Source organism: Bacillus cereus group sp. MYBK139-1 (genome assembly GCF_051916915.1).
GTDB lineage: Bacteria > Bacillota > Bacilli > Bacillales > Bacillaceae_G > Bacillus_A > Bacillus_A pacificus.
This window is the reverse complement of sequence record NZ_JBQAHO010000003.1, coordinates 350,628-366,863: the sequence shown is the minus strand read 5'-3', so window position 1 is coordinate 366,863 and position 16,236 is coordinate 350,628. Positions and strand designations below refer to the sequence as shown.

Sequence of the window (16,236 nt, the reverse complement as noted above, 5' to 3'; positions counted from 1 at the left end):
AATGTTTTGAGTAATAAAAATGAAGTTTTAGATTCTACTTTCTATCAATTAGCAGACACTGCGTATAAATCTGATAAAGATATTGATGAAGAAGTTGTTATTACCAATAAAGATGGTCGAAGTTTACAAACATGGGAAAAGGGAGAAACATTCCACGACAAACAAACCGGAATGGACGCAGTAGTCTTTGAACGAGATGTCGATGGGAAAAAGCAAGTTATGGTAGCTTTCCGAGGAACAGAAGGGGATAAAATTATAGAGAAAAACTCTTTAGGCATTCCGATGAAACCAGGGGAAGGCATGAAGGATTTAAAAACGGATACAAATCATTTTGTATTACGAGAAGGTGTTCATGAACCAGCCGCACCTCCAGTAGCAGGGACTGAGAATGAAGGTTCAAAGAAATATTGGAATGAAGAGAATCAGCGCTGGGAAACACATAATCAATTTGAACAAGCTGAAAGGGTCATGAAACAAGTAACGGATACATATAAGGGCAGGGATGATGTAGAGATATATACGACGGGTCATTCATTAGGGGGAGCTTTAGCGGAATATGCAGCGGCATCTAATGACAATGTAAGATGTATGTCATGGAATGCGCCAAGTGCAAAACATTTGTTACCGCCTGATTTACAAGAAAGAGCTAATAATGGAGAATTTAGAGGTAGAATTGTTTCGATTGTTCACGGATCAGATTCAATCGGTTATGGTCCTTTTGGTCCATATGATGGTCATATAGGTTCAACTTATGCTGTTACACCACCTGTTACGAAAGAAGACCTTTCTAAATTACCATTGGAACAAAGATTATTGTTTGAAGCTAATCGCTTTTTGGACTCCGTAAAAGATAAGCCTGGATTTCATTATCAAAATGATAAGTATTTCAAGATAGGTAAAGATGGAAATTTATCAAGTTCCTATCTTTTGAATTTAGATACAGGAGAAAGAGTATATGATTCACCTGGTAAGTTATTAGGTGGGGGAGAGATTCGTGTAGTTGTAGAGAATTTGGAAAAAGCCGTAAGAGATATGAAGCGAAACGCACAAGAATTTCAAGATAGAGTACCAAGGTTAATTTCTAATATGATGACATTATTAGAAACGGCTGAAAGTAGACGGGTAGAAGCTAAAGTAAATAATATACGCGCACATGTAGAGCATTTAAGTTTTTGGTACATACGAACAGCGACGGAAATTTCAGAGTTTATTGAGAAGAAAGCCGATGATTATAAGAAGACGGATCAACAATATTAAGGGAGAAGATTAGGATGCCGAGAATTTACTTAAATGAAGAAGTATTGAGCCAAGCTTTACAACAATTTGACCAGATGATTCAAGATTTAAACCATAATAAAAGGGTTGTAAGTAATGTACATAATTTACTCTTATCAAGCTGGTCTCAACTTGGGGTAGGAAAAAAAGCCATTAGCGATTTAGAATCTTTTAAAAAAGATATCGAAAGAAGAATGGAAGAATTAGAGTCTGATAAAAGAGAGTTAAAGGGTGCGATTGATTTATTAAAAGCGCTGGACCAAAGCTATGATTATATGGGGCCTAAATATTAAATTACAAGAAGCACTCACAAAGGTGCTTTTTGTAGTTTAACTGGATTCAAGATTATTGTAGTCATTATTAAGGAATATGATCCTAGATCCGTAATGTAGATTGAAAAAGTAATATACAGGTTTGAATCAAACTTGCAAATGATTATTTTTTATTTTACAATTTATTTACCGACCGGTAAGTAAAAATAAGTGAGGTACAGTATGACAAAGAATTTACAAACATCGCAAAACATTGTAGAGGCGTCATTTAAACTTATGGCAGAGCACGGCATTGAGAAGATGAGCCTTTCCATGATTGCGAAAGAGGTAGGTATTTCAAAACCGGCTATTTATTATCATTTTTCTTCTAAAGAAGCGTTAGTGGACTTTTTATTTGAAGAAATTTTTTCTGGGTATCATTTCGTGAGTTATTTTGATAAAGAGCAATATACGAAAGAAAATTTTGCAGAAAAGTTAATCACAGATGGTTTACATATGCTCTCTGAGTATGAAGGACAAGAAGGAGTACTGCGCGTTATAAATGAATTTATCGTAACTGCGGCGCGAAATGAAAAGTATCAGAAACGCTTATTTGAAATACAAGAAGAGTTTTTAAATGGTTTCCATGATTTATTGAAGAAAGGTGTGGAACTTGACGTTGTGTCACAACAGGCAACGGAAGAAAATGCTCATACGTTAGCGCTCGTGATAGATAATATGAGCAACTACATGCTCATGGGATTCCAGTTAAAGTATAAAGAAATTTGGATTCGGAATGTGAAAAACGTCATGAAGGAGGAGTAAAGATGAAAATGCAAAAAAACTGGTGGCTCGGTTTTCTTGGGTTTATTGGGGTGTATAAAATTCCAGGCATGATAGAAGCTTTTCAAGCGGATGGAAATTGGATGAAGTTAATCGGTTTCATTTGGCTACTTTGGTTCGGGTATTTTATTCCTGAGAAGAAAGAGGATAAATAATAAAATTTCAATTTTATGTAAAGTTATGTAAAATATAGATTGAGAGTATTCATATATTAGATTACTAGATTTGGAGTGGTTACATGGAGCCATTGAAAAATGAAATTCACCCTGACATGGTCAAGGTGTGGAAAGTTCGTGCTGTAATTGAAGAAGGGATCGGTATTCTTGTCATGTTAGCTTACCTTTTCCTCATGATAAAGTTTGATTGGTGGGCGTGGATTTTGTATGTGATGATTGGGCTAACAGTTGTGTTCGCACCATTTTCGTACTTTTTATTCCCGCAACTACGCCAACGTTATTACAGTTATCAATTAAATGAAGAAGAACTTGAAATTCAGCACGGTCTTTTCGTCGTAAAGCGCGTATTAGTACCGATGATTCGTGTACAGCACGTGACGATTGAACAAGGGCCGATTATGAGAAAATACGGTTTAGCAGAATTACACATTTCAACAGCAGCAACTTCTCACAGCATTCCAGGTTTAACGATGTATGAAGCAGAAATGTTGAAAACGAAAATCGCAGAATTAGCGAAAGTGAGTGATGAGGATGTATAAGAGACAGCATCCGATCACGATGTTATTAGAATTAAAAATAACAGACTTTATCCCACTCATTATTTTCATGTTTAGTTTAAACGGGAAATTTCCGTTTTGGTATTTAATTCCCGCTGCATTCGGTTTACTCACCGTTTTTTCAGCGTTTGAAAAATGGTATTACACAACGTATTGGGTTGAAAATAACGTATTACATGTGAAACAAGGTCTTTTCGTGAAGAAAGAGAGCTACTTAAATAAAGAACGTGTTCAAACGATTAATACAAGTTCTAACGTGCTATATCAAATGCTTGGCTTAAAGAAAATTCAAATCGAAACAGCTGGCGGAGGCGATGATGCGGAAGTAAGCTTAGCTGGAATTAAGGAAGATGAGGCGAAGGAGCTTATTTCCTTACTCAATGAGCCAACTCCAGAAGTGAAAGCAGAAGAAACGATAGACGAAGCAATAGAAAATACAGTAGAAAAAGAAATCGTTACAGAAGAAAAACAAACGACAGAATATAAATTGACTTGGAAGGAAATTTTATTAGCCTCTGTTACATCGGGTCAGTTTGGGCTATTATTCTGGTTAATCTTTTTCGTGTATCACCAAGTAGATGAGTATATTCCGAAATGGATAGAGAATAGCGTAAAGTCGTATGTAATGAAACATGATATATATGGCTGGATTTTCATGGTAGCTATTTTGCTTGTCCTTTCGTGGATTATATCTACAATCGGGTATGCGCTAAAACATGGAGATTTCACAGTAAATCGAAGAAATGACGAAGTCCGTATTTCACAAGGATTACTTGAGAAAAAAGAACTTGTCCTAAAGTTACATCGTATTCAAGGGATTACGATAAAAGAAAGTATTTTACGTCAGCCATTCGGCTATTGTGCTGTGCAAGTAGAAGTTATTCAAAGTAAGGGAACGGATGATGAAAAAGAAAAAGTTACACTGCATCCAATCATTCGAAAAGACCGAGTACAACAGTTACTCGCGCATTTACAACTACCATACGAACTGAATACAAATATTATTTCATTACCAAAAGCAGCATTACGCCGCTATCTCATTGATAGCTTCATCTTCTTCGCAATGATAGCTATCCCGCTTATTGGAATAAGTATATACTTTGAAAAGCACTTCATTATGTGGGCATTAATTCCGCTCGCGATCCTCATCTTTACACTTGGATACGCAACATTTAAAACAAATGGTTACAGTGTAGATGGAGAGCAAATTACACTTGTATATCGCAGCGTCGGAAAATATACCGGACTTGTCAGAAGAAGACACGTCCAATCAATGGAGAAGACGCAATCCTATTTCCAGCGCCGCGCGGATTTATGTACGTATAAGTTCTCCAGTGCATCATCGAGTTATAAATTAGAGCATACGAGAGTAGAGGATGCGGAGAGAATGCAGGATTGGTATAAGAAGAGAATAAGTGAAAATTAAGTGGAATGCTCGTCTTTTGCGGAAGGCGGGCTGTTTTTTATGTGAAAATAATGAATAATATATTTTGACGATATAGCTGATTCCTTTTATGGAGTTATTAAAAAACAGTATAGTTTCTAGGGAGTTAACATAGGATTTGAAGTGATTTAAAGATGATGGAACAAAATAAAGTGAAACTTTAATCAGTGTGGGTTTTCTTCATCCCCACTGATTATTAGTTGAACTAATCGGACTTTTATGGGCAGTTGATCCCCACCTAAATTCTTTGCTCTCGCTGAATTTTGAGATGGGGGTCTTACTGCCCATTAAAGTAGGATAAAACAAATTGAACAAAAAAACTTGCAAAACTAAAAGAGCAGTTGTATATTAATTGATGCATCAAATATTGATATATCAATTAATATTTTAATAAGTAAGAAGGAGGAATTTTCGAAAACGTGTTATTCAGACGATGTCGGAATTGTATATAAGCTATAAGGTTAAAGCGAAGATAGAGGGGGCACAATACTGTGGAAATAATCGCAGTTATTTTAGTCGGGATCGTAGCATTAGAACATTTATTTATCATGATCCTCGAAATGTTTTTTATGAATTCAAAAGTGGCAAAACGTGCTTTTAAATTACCTGAGCATTTAGAAGGAGATCGAAACGTAGCCATTATGTTTGCAAACCAAGGTTTATATAATGGATTTTTAGCCGTTGGTCTCATTTGGGGACTTATACTTGGTTTCAATTCAATTGGTTATATGGTTCAATTATTCTTTGTAATGTGTGTAGTAGTAGCAGCTCTGTTCGGCGGTTTCACATCTAATAAATCAATTATTGTGAAACAAGGGCTTCCAGCTATATTAGCGTTGATTGCCCTTTTAATTGTGATATAGAACTAAAGCGTTTGTATAAAAGAACTCATTTTTGAAAAATACGTTATTCTTTCCTCCTGTAGGTTCATAGGAAAGAATAGCGTATTTTTTCTTTTTAAGGGGGTATATCCTTCAATTTAATCAAAAATGTAAATTCTTTTTTTAGCGCGATTGTTATGAAAATACGTATTACATTAAGGATTGGAACCGGATTAACGCTTTAAAATATAGAAAGTGGGGAAAATAATGTAAAAAAAACTATTGTATGTTTAAAAACCCTGTGTTACATTTGTGTTACAGAATAGTTACAAACTGTAACTTATATTGCGGTTTGTTTTCTTTTGTTTTTCGATATGTTACAAAATGAAGTGCGTATCGAATCGTCAGAAGATATATGAAGTTTAAAAAATAAAAATAGTTTTTCTATGTGTATAAGAGTGTGTGTAGTAAAGAGCCTGGTGAGAACTTTGCGCACATTATTAAAATTCCTTTCTGTCTTTAAAAGAAGAAGAAAACCAACTACCAACTATTTAGGAGTTTTAAGTAATGATAGTAAATGAAATGTACTTCCTTTCCCACACACAAAGTACATCTTTACTTTCAGTCTAATTACTACACAGACTTTTATACATATAAAGCTAGTGTTTTAGGGGATATATAGGAGGAGAAAAAATGAAAAAGTTATTAATGGTAATTGGACTTACATTTTTAATGTTAGCTGGATGTAGTAATGGGAATTTTGACAAAGCAATGGATGAAGGAAAGACCGCGTTAACGAATAAGGAGTATAAAAATGCCTTATCATCATTTGAAAAAGCGCTAGATGAGAAAAAAGATGATTCAGATGCAAAGATGCTTGTAGAACAAACGAAAGTAATGATTGAAGCTGTGAAGTTAAAAGAAGAAACAAAGGTAGAAGAATCAATCAAGTCATTTGAAAAAGTAGAGAACATGAAGAATGGAAATACTACGCTTGTAAAACAAGCGAAGGAAGAACGAACAGCATTATTAGCTATCGTCGAACAAAAAAAGAAGTATAGCGAGCAACTGGTGAAAAGTGAAGAGTTAATAAATAAGAAAAATTACGCAGAAGCGAAAGATATATTAAATAAGCTAGTTTCAGAAACAAAAGATAACAAAAATCTTGAAGAATATAATAAAAAGGCTTCAGGATTAATTACTAAAATTGGTGAAGCAGAAAAGAATGCAACGGTAGCGAAGGCAGAAAAAACTAATGTAGCAACGAATCAAAAGGTAACAACAGAGAAGCCTCAAAAAGTAGAGACAGAAAAGAACCAAAAGCTAACGACAGAGAAGCCTCAAAAGGTAGAAGTAGAAAAGAACCAAAAGGTAACGGCAGAGAAGCCTCAAAAAGTAGAAACAGAAAAGAACCAGAAGGTAACGACAGAAAAGAACCAAAAAGTAGAGACAGGAAAGACTCAAGATGCATTTACTTTTGAGAAAGCGAAAAAATATATTAAAAATGAATATAAAGAAGACTATGATTATACGCTAGAAAATACGCAAGTAGAGAATGGAAAGAAATATTATCAAATTAGAGTGCGTACGACATATAAAATAGAAGGCGCAGCTGGATCAGGATTTACTGGCGTATTTAAAGTATTTGAAGATGGTACAATTGTTGAAGTGCACTAAATTAATGGAAAGGTATCCTCAAAGTGTTTGAGGATACCTTTTTAGCATAAAAAAAGGCATCTAGCAAAAGTACTAGATGCAAATAAAAACACAAGGGAAGACAAAATTCTTCCCTTTTCCCGTAAGTAATTATATCAAAAAATTTATAAAAAACTAGCTTTATTTTTAATATAATTGATGTGTGAAGCTATGAAAGTATAAGATTACACTATTTTTATAGTGTTTTGTTGGGAAAGGAGCCACGTATATGATTAATTTTAAACCAGAAAATTTGAACCAACTATTAAAAGTGATGCTCATTAGTGCGAATAAGTCTTATGATGCGATTCAAGAGTATGAATATACGGGAGAAGCAGTCGTATTCCGTGTAGACTTCGAATATATTGACGTTTCTCTTATGATTGTAGATATGCTAGGAAGATCAGCGGCGAGATTTAACATTTTGCCATTTGCTAAACCAAATACGAATGAGATAGATTACATTCAGTTTCAAGTGCATTCCATTAATGAAGGGAATTTTAAAGAACTAATCGATACGATGTAAAAAACTATAAAGTGAAACTTTAATCAGTGGGAGACTCATCCCCACTGATTATTAGTTGAACCAATCGGACGTTTACGGGCAGTTGATCGTCCCTCTAACTTCTTTGCTCCAGCTGAAATTTTTGGGGGAGTTCTACTGCCCGTTAACGCGGGATAATTTTACAAATATGTATATGCCAACTAATATATAAGTAATAAATTCATATAATTGGAGTGATGAAATGCAGCCGTTAGAAAGGGAGATTCATTCTAATATGCTGAAAGTGTGGCGAATTCACGCTTTAATTGGGGCGGCAGTTATACTAGCAGTCGTAATTGCGTATTTCTTTTTTATGATCAATTTTAATTGGTGGGGTTGGTTGTTTGGCTTGTTAGTAACAGGCGCTATTTTATTTATCCCGCTTGATTATTTTGTGTTTCCAAATTTACGTCAGCGCTATTATAGTTACAGATTAAATGAAGAAGAGATTGAGATTCAAAAGGGAATGTTCATTGTAAAACGCGTACTCATTCCGATGATGCGTGTGCAGCACGTTACGATTGAACAAGGACCGATTATGAGAAAGTATAATTTAGCAGAATTACATATTTCAACAGCAGCAACTTCTCATAGTATTCCAGGTTTAACGAAAGAAGAAGCAGAGCAGCTGAAAAGACAAATTGGAGAACTTGCGAAAGTGAGTGATGAGGATGTATAAGAGGCAACATCCGATTACGATATTGTTAGGTATTCGAATTGCAACTTTGTTGCCTTTTATTTTGCTTGTTTTATTTCGATCAGATGGCCAAGTAAAACCTTGGTATCTCTTACATCTTGTTCTCTTGGCCATATTCTTCATTATGGCTATTTTCTCAGCTATAAAATGGTATTTCAAAGTGTACTGGGTTGAAAGTAATATTTTACATATAAAGCATGGTGTGTTCGTTAAGAAAGAAAGTTACTTAAATAAAGAACGTGTGCAAAATATTAGTACGTCTTCTAACATCATTTATCAAGTGCTCGGACTGACGAAATTAAATATTGAAGTGGCAGGCGGCGGTACTGAGCCAGAAGTGATGTTGGCGGGTATTAGAGAAGATGAAGCGAAGGAACTCATTGCTTTATTACATAAAGAAAGAAGTGTTGTGAGTGAAGAAGCGCCTGCGGAAGAAGGAAGTAAGACGGTATATCAGTTAACAACGAAAGAGATTTTAGCAGCATCTATTACATCTGGTAGATTCGGATTAGTGTTTTCTATGTTAGTCATCCTTTACACAGAGTTTAATCAATTTCTACCAAAATGGCTTATCAATAAAGTAGAAGCGTATGTGATGGATAACGGTGTATATGAATTAATCGTTATGGCGGCGATTTTAATGGCAGTTTCGTGGGTCATTTCAACAGCAGGTTATGCATTAAAATATGCGAACTTTAAAATTGAGCGAAACGGAAATGAAGTTCGTATCGTGCAAGGTTTATTTGATAAGAAAGAGTTTGTTTTAAAATTACACCGTATTCAAGCGATTACGGTGAAAGAAGGCATTCTCCGCCAGCCTTTCGGATATTGCTCTGTCGAAGTAGAAGTCATTCAAAGTATAGAAGCGGCAGGAAATGAAGTGATGTTACATCCTTTTATGAAGAAAAAAGATGTGCAGCAGTTACTCGCATATTTACAGTTGCCGTATGAAATGGAAGCGGAAATCGTTCATTTACCGAAAGCAGCATTACGTCGTTATGTCATCATGGGCTGGATTACAAGTGCCGTACTCGCTGTGCCAATCATAGGTGCGAGTATATATTTTAAACAAAATATCGCGTTATTCACTCTCATACCACTATGTATTATATTTACGTTACTTGCATACGCGCGGTATACAAGTAGTGGTTATATGATACGAGACAATCAGTTAGTCATGGTGTACCGAGGACTCGCGAAATATACAGGAATCATGCGAAGAAGGCATGTGCAAGCAGTCGGATACAGTCAATCGTATTTTCAAAAGAAAGACGAGCTATGTACAGCTACCGTATCAGTAGCGGGGCATCCTTACAAAGTGAAGCATATGCAAAAAGAAGATGCGCTTTGTATATATAATTGGTACAAAGAAAAAAGAAACACCGGCGTGTAACGGTGTTTCTTTTTTTATGTCGTCATTTGTCGATAAGTCGATATTCTTTGTCGAATCGTCGATATATTGTAAGTTACGGTCGATATATTCGAAAAATCGCTGATATATGCTGAGTTGTGATCAATATAATTTCACATACCGCCAACTCCAAACTCCGAAAACTAAACTAACACATCAAAAGTAGTCACAAATGACGGACGAGAGAAGATACTTTTCTGCTGTTCCGCATGTGGATGTGCCGGAGTTTTTCCTTCTGCTTGGGCAGGACGTTTTTTATGAGCATTTTCGAATGAACGTGATTCTGTCCAGTCTTTAAAGTTTTGCTCTGTTTCCCACATCGTTAAGATGACATATGTATCGTTACTTAATGGGCGTAGAACGCGGATCGCTTGGAATCCGGGTTCGTTTTCAATAAGGCCTGCTCGGTTTTTAAAACGGTTTTCAAATACAGGGCGACCTTCGTCTGTTACAGAAATGTTGTTACAAACGATATAGCCAGGTTGTCCTTTAAATTCTCCAACAGCGTCTAGTACATCATACCTAAGAGATCCTTCTACAGATTCTTCTGTATTTTCTTTATAAAACATATTTTTTTCATCATTTTTTGCAGTGAAATGTGCTTGTTCTAGAGGTGTTTCGTATGAAATAATAGCCTTCATTTTAATGCCCCCTTATTTATTTGTTTCTATTATATCAACTCTCTTAAAAAACTTCGAAGATTATATACATAAAGATACCTCTTTTTCAAATAATAAATGTACCATCATTTGGAAAGAAGGCCGATGTATGAAGAAAGTAAAGTGGACTTTATTAGGTGGGTTAGCAACGCTACTATTAGCGATTGTCCTTTATAAACTAATTGTGTTAGCTGGTGGCTATATGATGGATGAAAAGCAGCTCGTTTTCCACTCTTCATCACGTATCGTTGACCAGAAAGGGAAAGAAATTACGAAATTATACGTAGAAAATAGAGACTTGGTGCCAATCGAGCAAATTCCGAAATATGTGCAGCAGGCGTTCGTTGCGGTGGAAGATTCTCGTTTTTATGAGCATCAAGGAATTGATTATCCGTCTATATTTCGGGCCCTTTATAAAGATACGTTAGCAGGAGAGAAGGTCGAAGGCGGTAGCACGATTACGCAGCAACTTGCTAAAAACGTCTTTTTAACTCGTGAAAAAACATTTACGCGTAAGTTGAAGGAAGTTGCAATTTCCCTTCAATTAGAGCAAAAATATACGAAGCAACAAATTCTTGAAATGTATATGAATCATATTTATTTTGGCCATGGAGCTTACGGTATTCAAGCTGCAGCAAAGTTATATTTTAATAAAAATGTAGAAGATTTAACAGTAGAAGAGGGCGCAATGCTTGCAGGTCTTCCGAAGTCGCCAAACGGTTATTCACCTTATTTTTCTCCAGAGAAGAGTAAAGAACGCCGTGATCTCGTATTGTCACTTATGCATAAACAAGGCTATTTGACTGCCGAAGAAAGCGTACGTTATCAAGGAAAGACAATCGCTCTATATAAAAACTTAGATGAGAATGAGCTCGCATATATGCCGTATATTGATATGGTCATAGATGAAGCAGCACGTTTATACGGATTGTCTCATCAAGAAGTACTTCGCGGAGGGTATACGTTTGTTGTACCGATGGATGAAAAGATTCAAAAGGTAGCGTATAACCAGTTTCAAGATGCAAGGAATTTCCCTGGGAAAGAAGAGGGCGCGCAAGGTGCTTTTTTATTAATGGATAATCGTACAGGCGGAATTAAAGCGGCGATTGGCGGAAGAAAGTACGTCCCGAGAGGATTTAATCGTGTTTTTGCAAAAAGACAGCCCGGTTCTGTGCTAAAACCACTTATCGTTTATGCGCCAGCACTCGAAACGAAAAAGTATAATCCGTATTCTTTATTGACGAATGAAAGACATTCTTTTGAAGGTTATGAGCCTCGGAACTATAACCGTGAATATTCGAAGGAAATAACGATGTACGATGCGATTTTAGAGTCAGCAAATGTACCGGCAGTTTCTTTATTAAATGAGTTAGGGGTAGAAGAAGGAAAGCAATATTTAGAGAAAGGAAATGTTCATATTGCCGATGCTGGCTTAAGTACAGCGCTTGGCGGATTGAAAAATGGTGTTTCAACATTTGATCTTGTGAAAATGTACCGTGCGTTTTTAGCAAATGGTGATATTATTGAGCCGCACGTTATTGATAAAGTGTTAAATAGACACGGTGCAGTCATTGGAGAGTCGCCAAAAGTAGAAACGAAAATTTTCTCGAAACAAACGGCTTGGTATATGACGAAAATGCTTGAAGGAGTTGTGAAAGAAGGGACAGCGAAAGCCGGTGTATATAACGGGGCGTTAGCTGGAAAAACAGGTACAACTTCACTGCCAAATGACGATAATGGAGCGAGAGACATGTGGTTCGTTGGCTATACGCCAAATTTAGTAGGCGCTGTTTGGATTGGTTATGACCGCATAGATAAAGAGCATCAGTTGCAAGGAGAAAGTGCGTCAGCAACAAAATTGTTTAAGAAAATTTTAACGAAAGCAAATGTAGAACAGAAAGAGAAATTTAGGAAGCCAGAAGGTGTGGAAACAATCGGTGCTCCGATTCGTCTGCGCAAGATTGAAGATGTGAAAATGAAATTAGCATTTAGTCCTTTCGGTTTATTTAAAGCGAAATTAAGCTGGACACCACTTCCAGATGAAAGAATTATGTATCGTATTTATAGAGTGGAAAATGGAATTCATACGCATGTAGGTACTGTAAACGGTGCCGGGGAATATGAGGAAAAGTTTGTTAACATCTTTTCAAAACCGAGTTTTTACGTTGTGCCATATAACACACAAACGAATCGTGAAGGAGAAAAGTCAAAAGTAGCTAAACCATAGTTTTTCTCTGTGTTATAATAAGAATGTTGTGAAAATAGTAAGCGTTTTTAAGAATGTTTGTGTCAATTTAATGAACAACGTACATAATATTATGCATTTTGTTTTTACAAGCTGTATAGTAAAAAAAGATAAATATCGAACGTATTCGAAGCATTGTGGTAAGGAAGGGAGCTAGGGTCTTGGTAAGAACTATAAATGAGACATTTTTAAAAGCATGTAGGGGGGAACGTACTGATTATGTACCAGCATGGTATATGCGTCAAGCAGGTCGTTCGCAGCCGGAATATAGAAAGATAAAAGAAAAGTATTCTTTATTTGAAATTACACATAATCCAGAGTTATGTGCTTACGTTACAAAACTGCCAGTTGATCAATATAACGTAGACGCAGCAATTCTATATAAAGATATTATGTCACCACTACCTGCAATTGGTGTGGATGTAGAAATTAAATCAGGTATTGGCCCAGTTATTGATAATCCAATCCGTTCTTTACAAGACGTAGAAAAACTAGGGGAAATCAATCCAGAAGATGACGTGCCGTACATATTAGATACAATTCGTTTATTAACGACAGAAATGTTAGACGTACCGTTAATCGGTTTTTCAGGAGCTCCATTTACGTTAGCGAGCTATATGATTGAAGGCGGTCCATCTCGTAACTACCATAATACGAAAGCGTTTATGTATGCAGAGCCGAAAGCTTGGTTCGCATTAATGGATAAACTAGCAGATATGGTTATTACATATTTAAAAGCGCAAATTAACGCAGGAGCAAAAGCAGTTCAAATTTTCGATTCTTGGGTTGGAACAGTAAACGTAGCAGATTACCGTGTATTTATTAAACCAGCAATGGAGCGTATTTTTGCAGAAGTTCGCACGATGGGTGTACCGATGATTATGCACGGCGTAGGAGCTGCGCATTTAGTAAATGAATGGCATGACTTACCGCTTGATGTAGTAGGATTAGATTGGCGTTTACCGATCGAAGAGGCACGTGCACGCGGCGTTCATAAGGCGGTACAAGGTAATATGGATCCTTCGTTCTTACTTGCACCATGGTCTGTTATTGAAGAACATGTAAAAGGTATTTTAGATCAAGGGATGAAGCAGCCAGGTTATATCTTTAACTTAGGTCACGGTGTATTCCCAGAAGTAAATCCAGATACATTAAAACGTTTAACTACATTTATTCATGAATACTCTAAAGGGCAGTTAGCGAAGTAAAGGAGCATTGCTGTATGAAAAAGAAAATTGGTTTGCTTGTAATGGCATACGGAACGCCATATAAAGAAGAAGATATTGAACGTTACTATACACATATTCGCAGAGGAAGAAAGCCAAGTCCTGAAATGCTAGAAGATTTAACAGAGCGTTACCGTGCAATTGGTGGTATTTCTCCTTTAGCTACTATTACATTAGAGCAAGCTAAAAAGTTAGAGAAGCGTTTAAATGAAGTACAAGATGAAGTAGAGTACCATATGTATCTTGGCTTAAAACATATTGAACCGTTTATTGAAGACGCAGTGAAAGATATGCATAACGACGGTATACAAGATGCAATCGCACTTGTTCTTGCGCCGCACTATTCTACGTTTAGCGTAAAATCATACGTTGGACGAGCACAAGAAGAAGCTGAGAAACTTGGAAACTTAACAATTCATGGCATCGATAGCTGGTATAAAGAACCGAAATTTATCCAGTACTGGGTTGATGCAGTGAAAGGTATATATAACGGTATGTCAGACGCAGAACGCGAAAAAGCAGTATTAATCGTATCAGCTCACAGCTTACCAGAAAAGATTATTGCAATGGGCGATCCATATCCAGATCAATTAAATGAAACAGCGGACTATATTGCAAGAGGTGCTGAAGTAGCAAACTATGCAGTAGGCTGGCAAAGTGCAGGAAATACACCAGATCCTTGGATTGGTCCAGATGTACAAGATTTAACGAGAGAACTAAATGAAAAGCACGGTTATACTTCATTTGTATACGCACCAGTTGGATTTGTTGCGGAACATTTAGAAGTTTTATATGACAACGACTTTGAGTGTAAAGTTGTAACGGATGAAATTGGCGCGAAATATTATCGTCCAGAAATGCCAAATGCAGCGGACTCATTTATTGATTGTTTAACAGATGTTGTATTAAAGAAAAAAGAATCTGTACTGTAAGAAGAAAGGGGGAGCCTGCTTGAGGAAAAAAGTTGTAATCATCGGCGGTGGCATCACAGGATTAACAACGATGTATAATTTACAAAAAGATATTTGTGACAACAACTTGCCGATCGATACATTACTGATAGAAGCATCGGGTAAACTTGGCGGAAAAATTCAAACCGTTCGAAAAGATGGATTTACAATTGAGCGCGGACCGGATTCTTTCTTAGCACGAAAAGAAAGTGCAGCTAGATTAGTGAAAGAATTAGGTCTTGGCGATGAACTTGTAAATAATCAGGCCGGTCAATCATTTATCCTCGTAAACAATCGGTTACATAAAATGCCGAATGGATCAATGATGGGAATTCCAACGCAAATTACGCCGTTTCTATTCTCCGGGCTGTTCTCCCCAATTGGTAAACTAAGAGCTGGTTTTGATCTATTAATGCCGAGGTCAAAGCCAGTATCTGACCAATCACTCGGACAATTTTTCAGACATCGTCTTGGAAACGAAGTGGTTGAAAACTTAATAGAGCCGTTACTATCGGGTATTTATGCAGGAGATATTGATGAAATGAGCTTAATGTCAACATTCCCGCAAATGTATCAAATTGAGCAGAAACATCGTAGTATTTCACTCGGTATGCGTACGCTCGCTCCGAAAGAAGAGAAAGCTGAACCGAAAAAAGGAATCTTCCAAACAGTGAAAACAGGTTTAGAATCTATTGTAGAATCTCTCGAAGCAAAGATGCATGAAGGTACGATAATAAAGGGAACTCGCATTGAAAAAGTTGCAAAACAGGGTGATGGCTATACGATTACTCTTAGTAACGGAAAAGAAATAGAAGCGGACGCGGTCGTAGTGGCAAGTTCACATAAAGTATTGCCATCTATGTTTGCACAGTACAAGCAGTTTCGTTTCTTCCGCAACATTCCGTCCACATCAGTTGCGAATGTAGCAATGGCTTTCCCGAAATCAGCCATTCAGCGCGATATTGATGGTACAGGATTTGTTGTTTCTCGAAATAGTGATTACACAATTACAGCATGTACGTGGACGCATAAAAAGTGGCCACATACAACGCCAGAAGGAAAAACGCTTCTTCGATGTTACGTTGGACGACCTGGTGATGAAGCAGTTGTAGAACAAACAGAAGAGGAACTCGTTCAGCTCGTACTAGAAGACTTACGAAAGACGATGGATATTACAGAGGATCCAGAGTTTACAGTCGTAAGCCGCTGGAAAGAAGCGATGCCCCAATATACAGTAGGCCATAACGAGCGAATGAAGAAACTCACAACATTTATGGAGAAAGAGTTGCCAGGTATATACTTGGCAGGTAGTTCCTACGCTGGTTCTGGTCTGCCGGACTGTATTGATCAAGGTGAGAAAGCAGCAAAGCGTGTGCTAGCTCATTTGGAGAAAGTAATGGATACGGAATTAATCGCACAGTAAAGAGAAACGCCTTCAATCA

The 16,236-nt window shown here is 36.8% G+C and carries 16 protein-coding genes; 15 read left to right on the top strand and 1 reads right to left on the bottom strand.

Annotated elements, in window-relative coordinates; translation table 11 throughout:
- The first annotated feature begins 6 nt into the window (after window positions 1–6).
- From ACTFRS_RS18925 to ACTFRS_RS18875, 11 genes are all read left to right on the top strand, one after another.
- Window positions 7–1,257 (top strand): lipase family protein, encoded by a 1,251-nt coding sequence (locus ACTFRS_RS18925; protein WP_440023422.1) that lies wholly within the window; start codon window positions 7–9, stop codon window positions 1,255–1,257.
- Window positions 1,258–1,271: 14 nt separating this feature from the next.
- Entirely contained in the window at window positions 1,272–1,568 is a 297-nt protein-coding gene (locus ACTFRS_RS18920) for a hypothetical protein (protein ID WP_001137439.1), read from the top strand.
- Between the two features lie 201 nt (window positions 1,569–1,769).
- Entirely contained in the window at window positions 1,770–2,351 is a 582-nt protein-coding gene (locus ACTFRS_RS18915; protein ID WP_139868844.1) for a TetR/AcrR family transcriptional regulator, read from the top strand.
- Between the two features lie 2 nt (window positions 2,352–2,353).
- A complete protein-coding gene (locus ACTFRS_RS18910; protein WP_176364518.1) occupies window positions 2,354–2,524 on the top strand; it encodes a hypothetical protein in 171 nt (56 codons plus the stop codon).
- 83 nt (window positions 2,525–2,607) lie between these two features.
- On the top strand, window positions 2,608–3,084 hold the full coding sequence (locus ACTFRS_RS18905) for a PH domain-containing protein (RefSeq protein WP_440023423.1): 477 nt from the start codon (window positions 2,608–2,610) through the stop codon (window positions 3,082–3,084).
- Window positions 3,077–4,528: a PH domain-containing protein gene (locus ACTFRS_RS18900; RefSeq protein WP_242294426.1), complete on the top strand. Its 1,452-nt coding sequence runs from the start codon at window positions 3,077–3,079 to the stop codon at window positions 4,526–4,528. The genes ACTFRS_RS18905 and ACTFRS_RS18900 overlap by 8 nt, the downstream gene beginning before the upstream one ends.
- 509 nt (window positions 4,529–5,037) lie before the next feature.
- Window positions 5,038–5,409 carry a DUF1304 domain-containing protein gene (locus ACTFRS_RS18895; RefSeq protein ID WP_139868840.1) on the top strand — a complete coding sequence of 124 codons (372 nt, stop codon included), beginning with the start codon at window positions 5,038–5,040 and terminating at the stop codon, window positions 5,407–5,409.
- Window positions 5,410–6,060: 651 nt separating this feature from the next.
- Window positions 6,061–7,044 carry a hypothetical protein gene (locus ACTFRS_RS18890; protein ID WP_440023426.1) on the top strand — a complete coding sequence of 328 codons (984 nt, stop codon included), beginning with the start codon at window positions 6,061–6,063 and terminating at the stop codon, window positions 7,042–7,044.
- A 247-nt stretch (window positions 7,045–7,291) separates the two neighbouring features.
- Window positions 7,292–7,588 carry a protoporphyrinogen oxidase gene (locus ACTFRS_RS18885; RefSeq protein ID WP_242294688.1) on the top strand — a complete coding sequence of 99 codons (297 nt, stop codon included), beginning with the start codon at window positions 7,292–7,294 and terminating at the stop codon, window positions 7,586–7,588.
- A 220-nt stretch (window positions 7,589–7,808) separates the two neighbouring features.
- Entirely contained in the window at window positions 7,809–8,285 is a 477-nt protein-coding gene (locus ACTFRS_RS18880; RefSeq protein WP_139868834.1) for a PH domain-containing protein, read from the top strand.
- Complete coding sequence (locus tag ACTFRS_RS18875; RefSeq protein ID WP_439195346.1) at window positions 8,278–9,696, top strand: PH domain-containing protein; 1,419 nt, start codon at window positions 8,278–8,280, stop codon at window positions 9,694–9,696. The genes ACTFRS_RS18880 and ACTFRS_RS18875 overlap by 8 nt, the downstream gene beginning before the upstream one ends.
- 161 nt (window positions 9,697–9,857) lie before the next feature.
- On the opposite strand, the gene hmoB is transcribed toward ACTFRS_RS18875, so the two are convergent.
- Window positions 9,858–10,355 (bottom strand): heme-degrading monooxygenase HmoB, encoded by a 498-nt coding sequence (gene hmoB, locus ACTFRS_RS18870; RefSeq protein WP_139868830.1) that lies wholly within the window; start codon window positions 10,353–10,355, stop codon window positions 9,858–9,860.
- A gap of 127 nt (window positions 10,356–10,482) precedes the next feature.
- On the opposite strand from hmoB, the gene ACTFRS_RS18865 reads away from it, so the two are divergent.
- From ACTFRS_RS18865 to hemY, 4 genes are all read left to right on the top strand, one after another.
- Complete coding sequence (locus ACTFRS_RS18865) at window positions 10,483–12,600, top strand: transglycosylase domain-containing protein (protein ID WP_139868828.1); 2,118 nt, start codon at window positions 10,483–10,485, stop codon at window positions 12,598–12,600.
- Window positions 12,601–12,779: 179 nt separating this feature from the next.
- A complete protein-coding gene (hemE, locus tag ACTFRS_RS18860) occupies window positions 12,780–13,826 on the top strand; it encodes a uroporphyrinogen decarboxylase (protein WP_000252614.1) in 1,047 nt (348 codons plus the stop codon).
- A gap of 14 nt (window positions 13,827–13,840) precedes the next feature.
- Entirely contained in the window at window positions 13,841–14,776 is a 936-nt protein-coding gene (gene hemH, locus ACTFRS_RS18855) for a ferrochelatase (protein WP_139868827.1), read from the top strand.
- A 19-nt stretch (window positions 14,777–14,795) separates the two neighbouring features.
- Window positions 14,796–16,217, top strand: a complete 1,422-nt coding sequence (gene hemY, locus ACTFRS_RS18850) for a protoporphyrinogen oxidase (RefSeq protein WP_139868825.1) — start codon at window positions 14,796–14,798, stop codon at window positions 16,215–16,217.
- Window positions 16,218–16,236 lie beyond the last annotated feature (19 nt).

Bases quoted from the DNA above. Each gene is read 5' to 3' on its own strand.
- ACTFRS_RS18885 (WP_242294688.1), top strand. From the start codon at position 7,292: ATGATTAATTTTAAACCAGAAAATTTGAACCAACTATTAAAAGTGATG.
- ACTFRS_RS18915 (WP_139868844.1), top strand. From the start codon at position 1,770: ATGACAAAGAATTTACAAACATCGCAAAACATTGTAGAGGCGTCATTT.
- ACTFRS_RS18910 (WP_176364518.1), top strand. From the start codon at position 2,354: ATGAAAATGCAAAAAAACTGGTGGCTCGGTTTTCTTGGGTTTATTGGG.
- ACTFRS_RS18900 (WP_242294426.1), top strand. From the start codon at position 3,077: ATGTATAAGAGACAGCATCCGATCACGATGTTATTAGAATTAAAAATA.
- hmoB (WP_139868830.1), bottom strand. From the start codon at position 10,355: ATGAAGGCTATTATTTCATACGAAACACCTCTAGAACAAGCACATTTC.
- ACTFRS_RS18880 (WP_139868834.1), top strand. From the start codon at position 7,809: ATGCAGCCGTTAGAAAGGGAGATTCATTCTAATATGCTGAAAGTGTGG.
- hemH (WP_139868827.1), top strand. From the start codon at position 13,841: ATGAAAAAGAAAATTGGTTTGCTTGTAATGGCATACGGAACGCCATAT.
- ACTFRS_RS18920 (WP_001137439.1), top strand. From the start codon at position 1,272: ATGCCGAGAATTTACTTAAATGAAGAAGTATTGAGCCAAGCTTTACAA.
- ACTFRS_RS18865 (WP_139868828.1), top strand. From the start codon at position 10,483: ATGAAGAAAGTAAAGTGGACTTTATTAGGTGGGTTAGCAACGCTACTA.
- ACTFRS_RS18875 (WP_439195346.1), top strand. From the start codon at position 8,278: ATGTATAAGAGGCAACATCCGATTACGATATTGTTAGGTATTCGAATT.
- ACTFRS_RS18905 (WP_440023423.1), top strand. From the start codon at position 2,608: ATGGAGCCATTGAAAAATGAAATTCACCCTGACATGGTCAAGGTGTGG.
- ACTFRS_RS18890 (WP_440023426.1), top strand. From the start codon at position 6,061: ATGAAAAAGTTATTAATGGTAATTGGACTTACATTTTTAATGTTAGCT.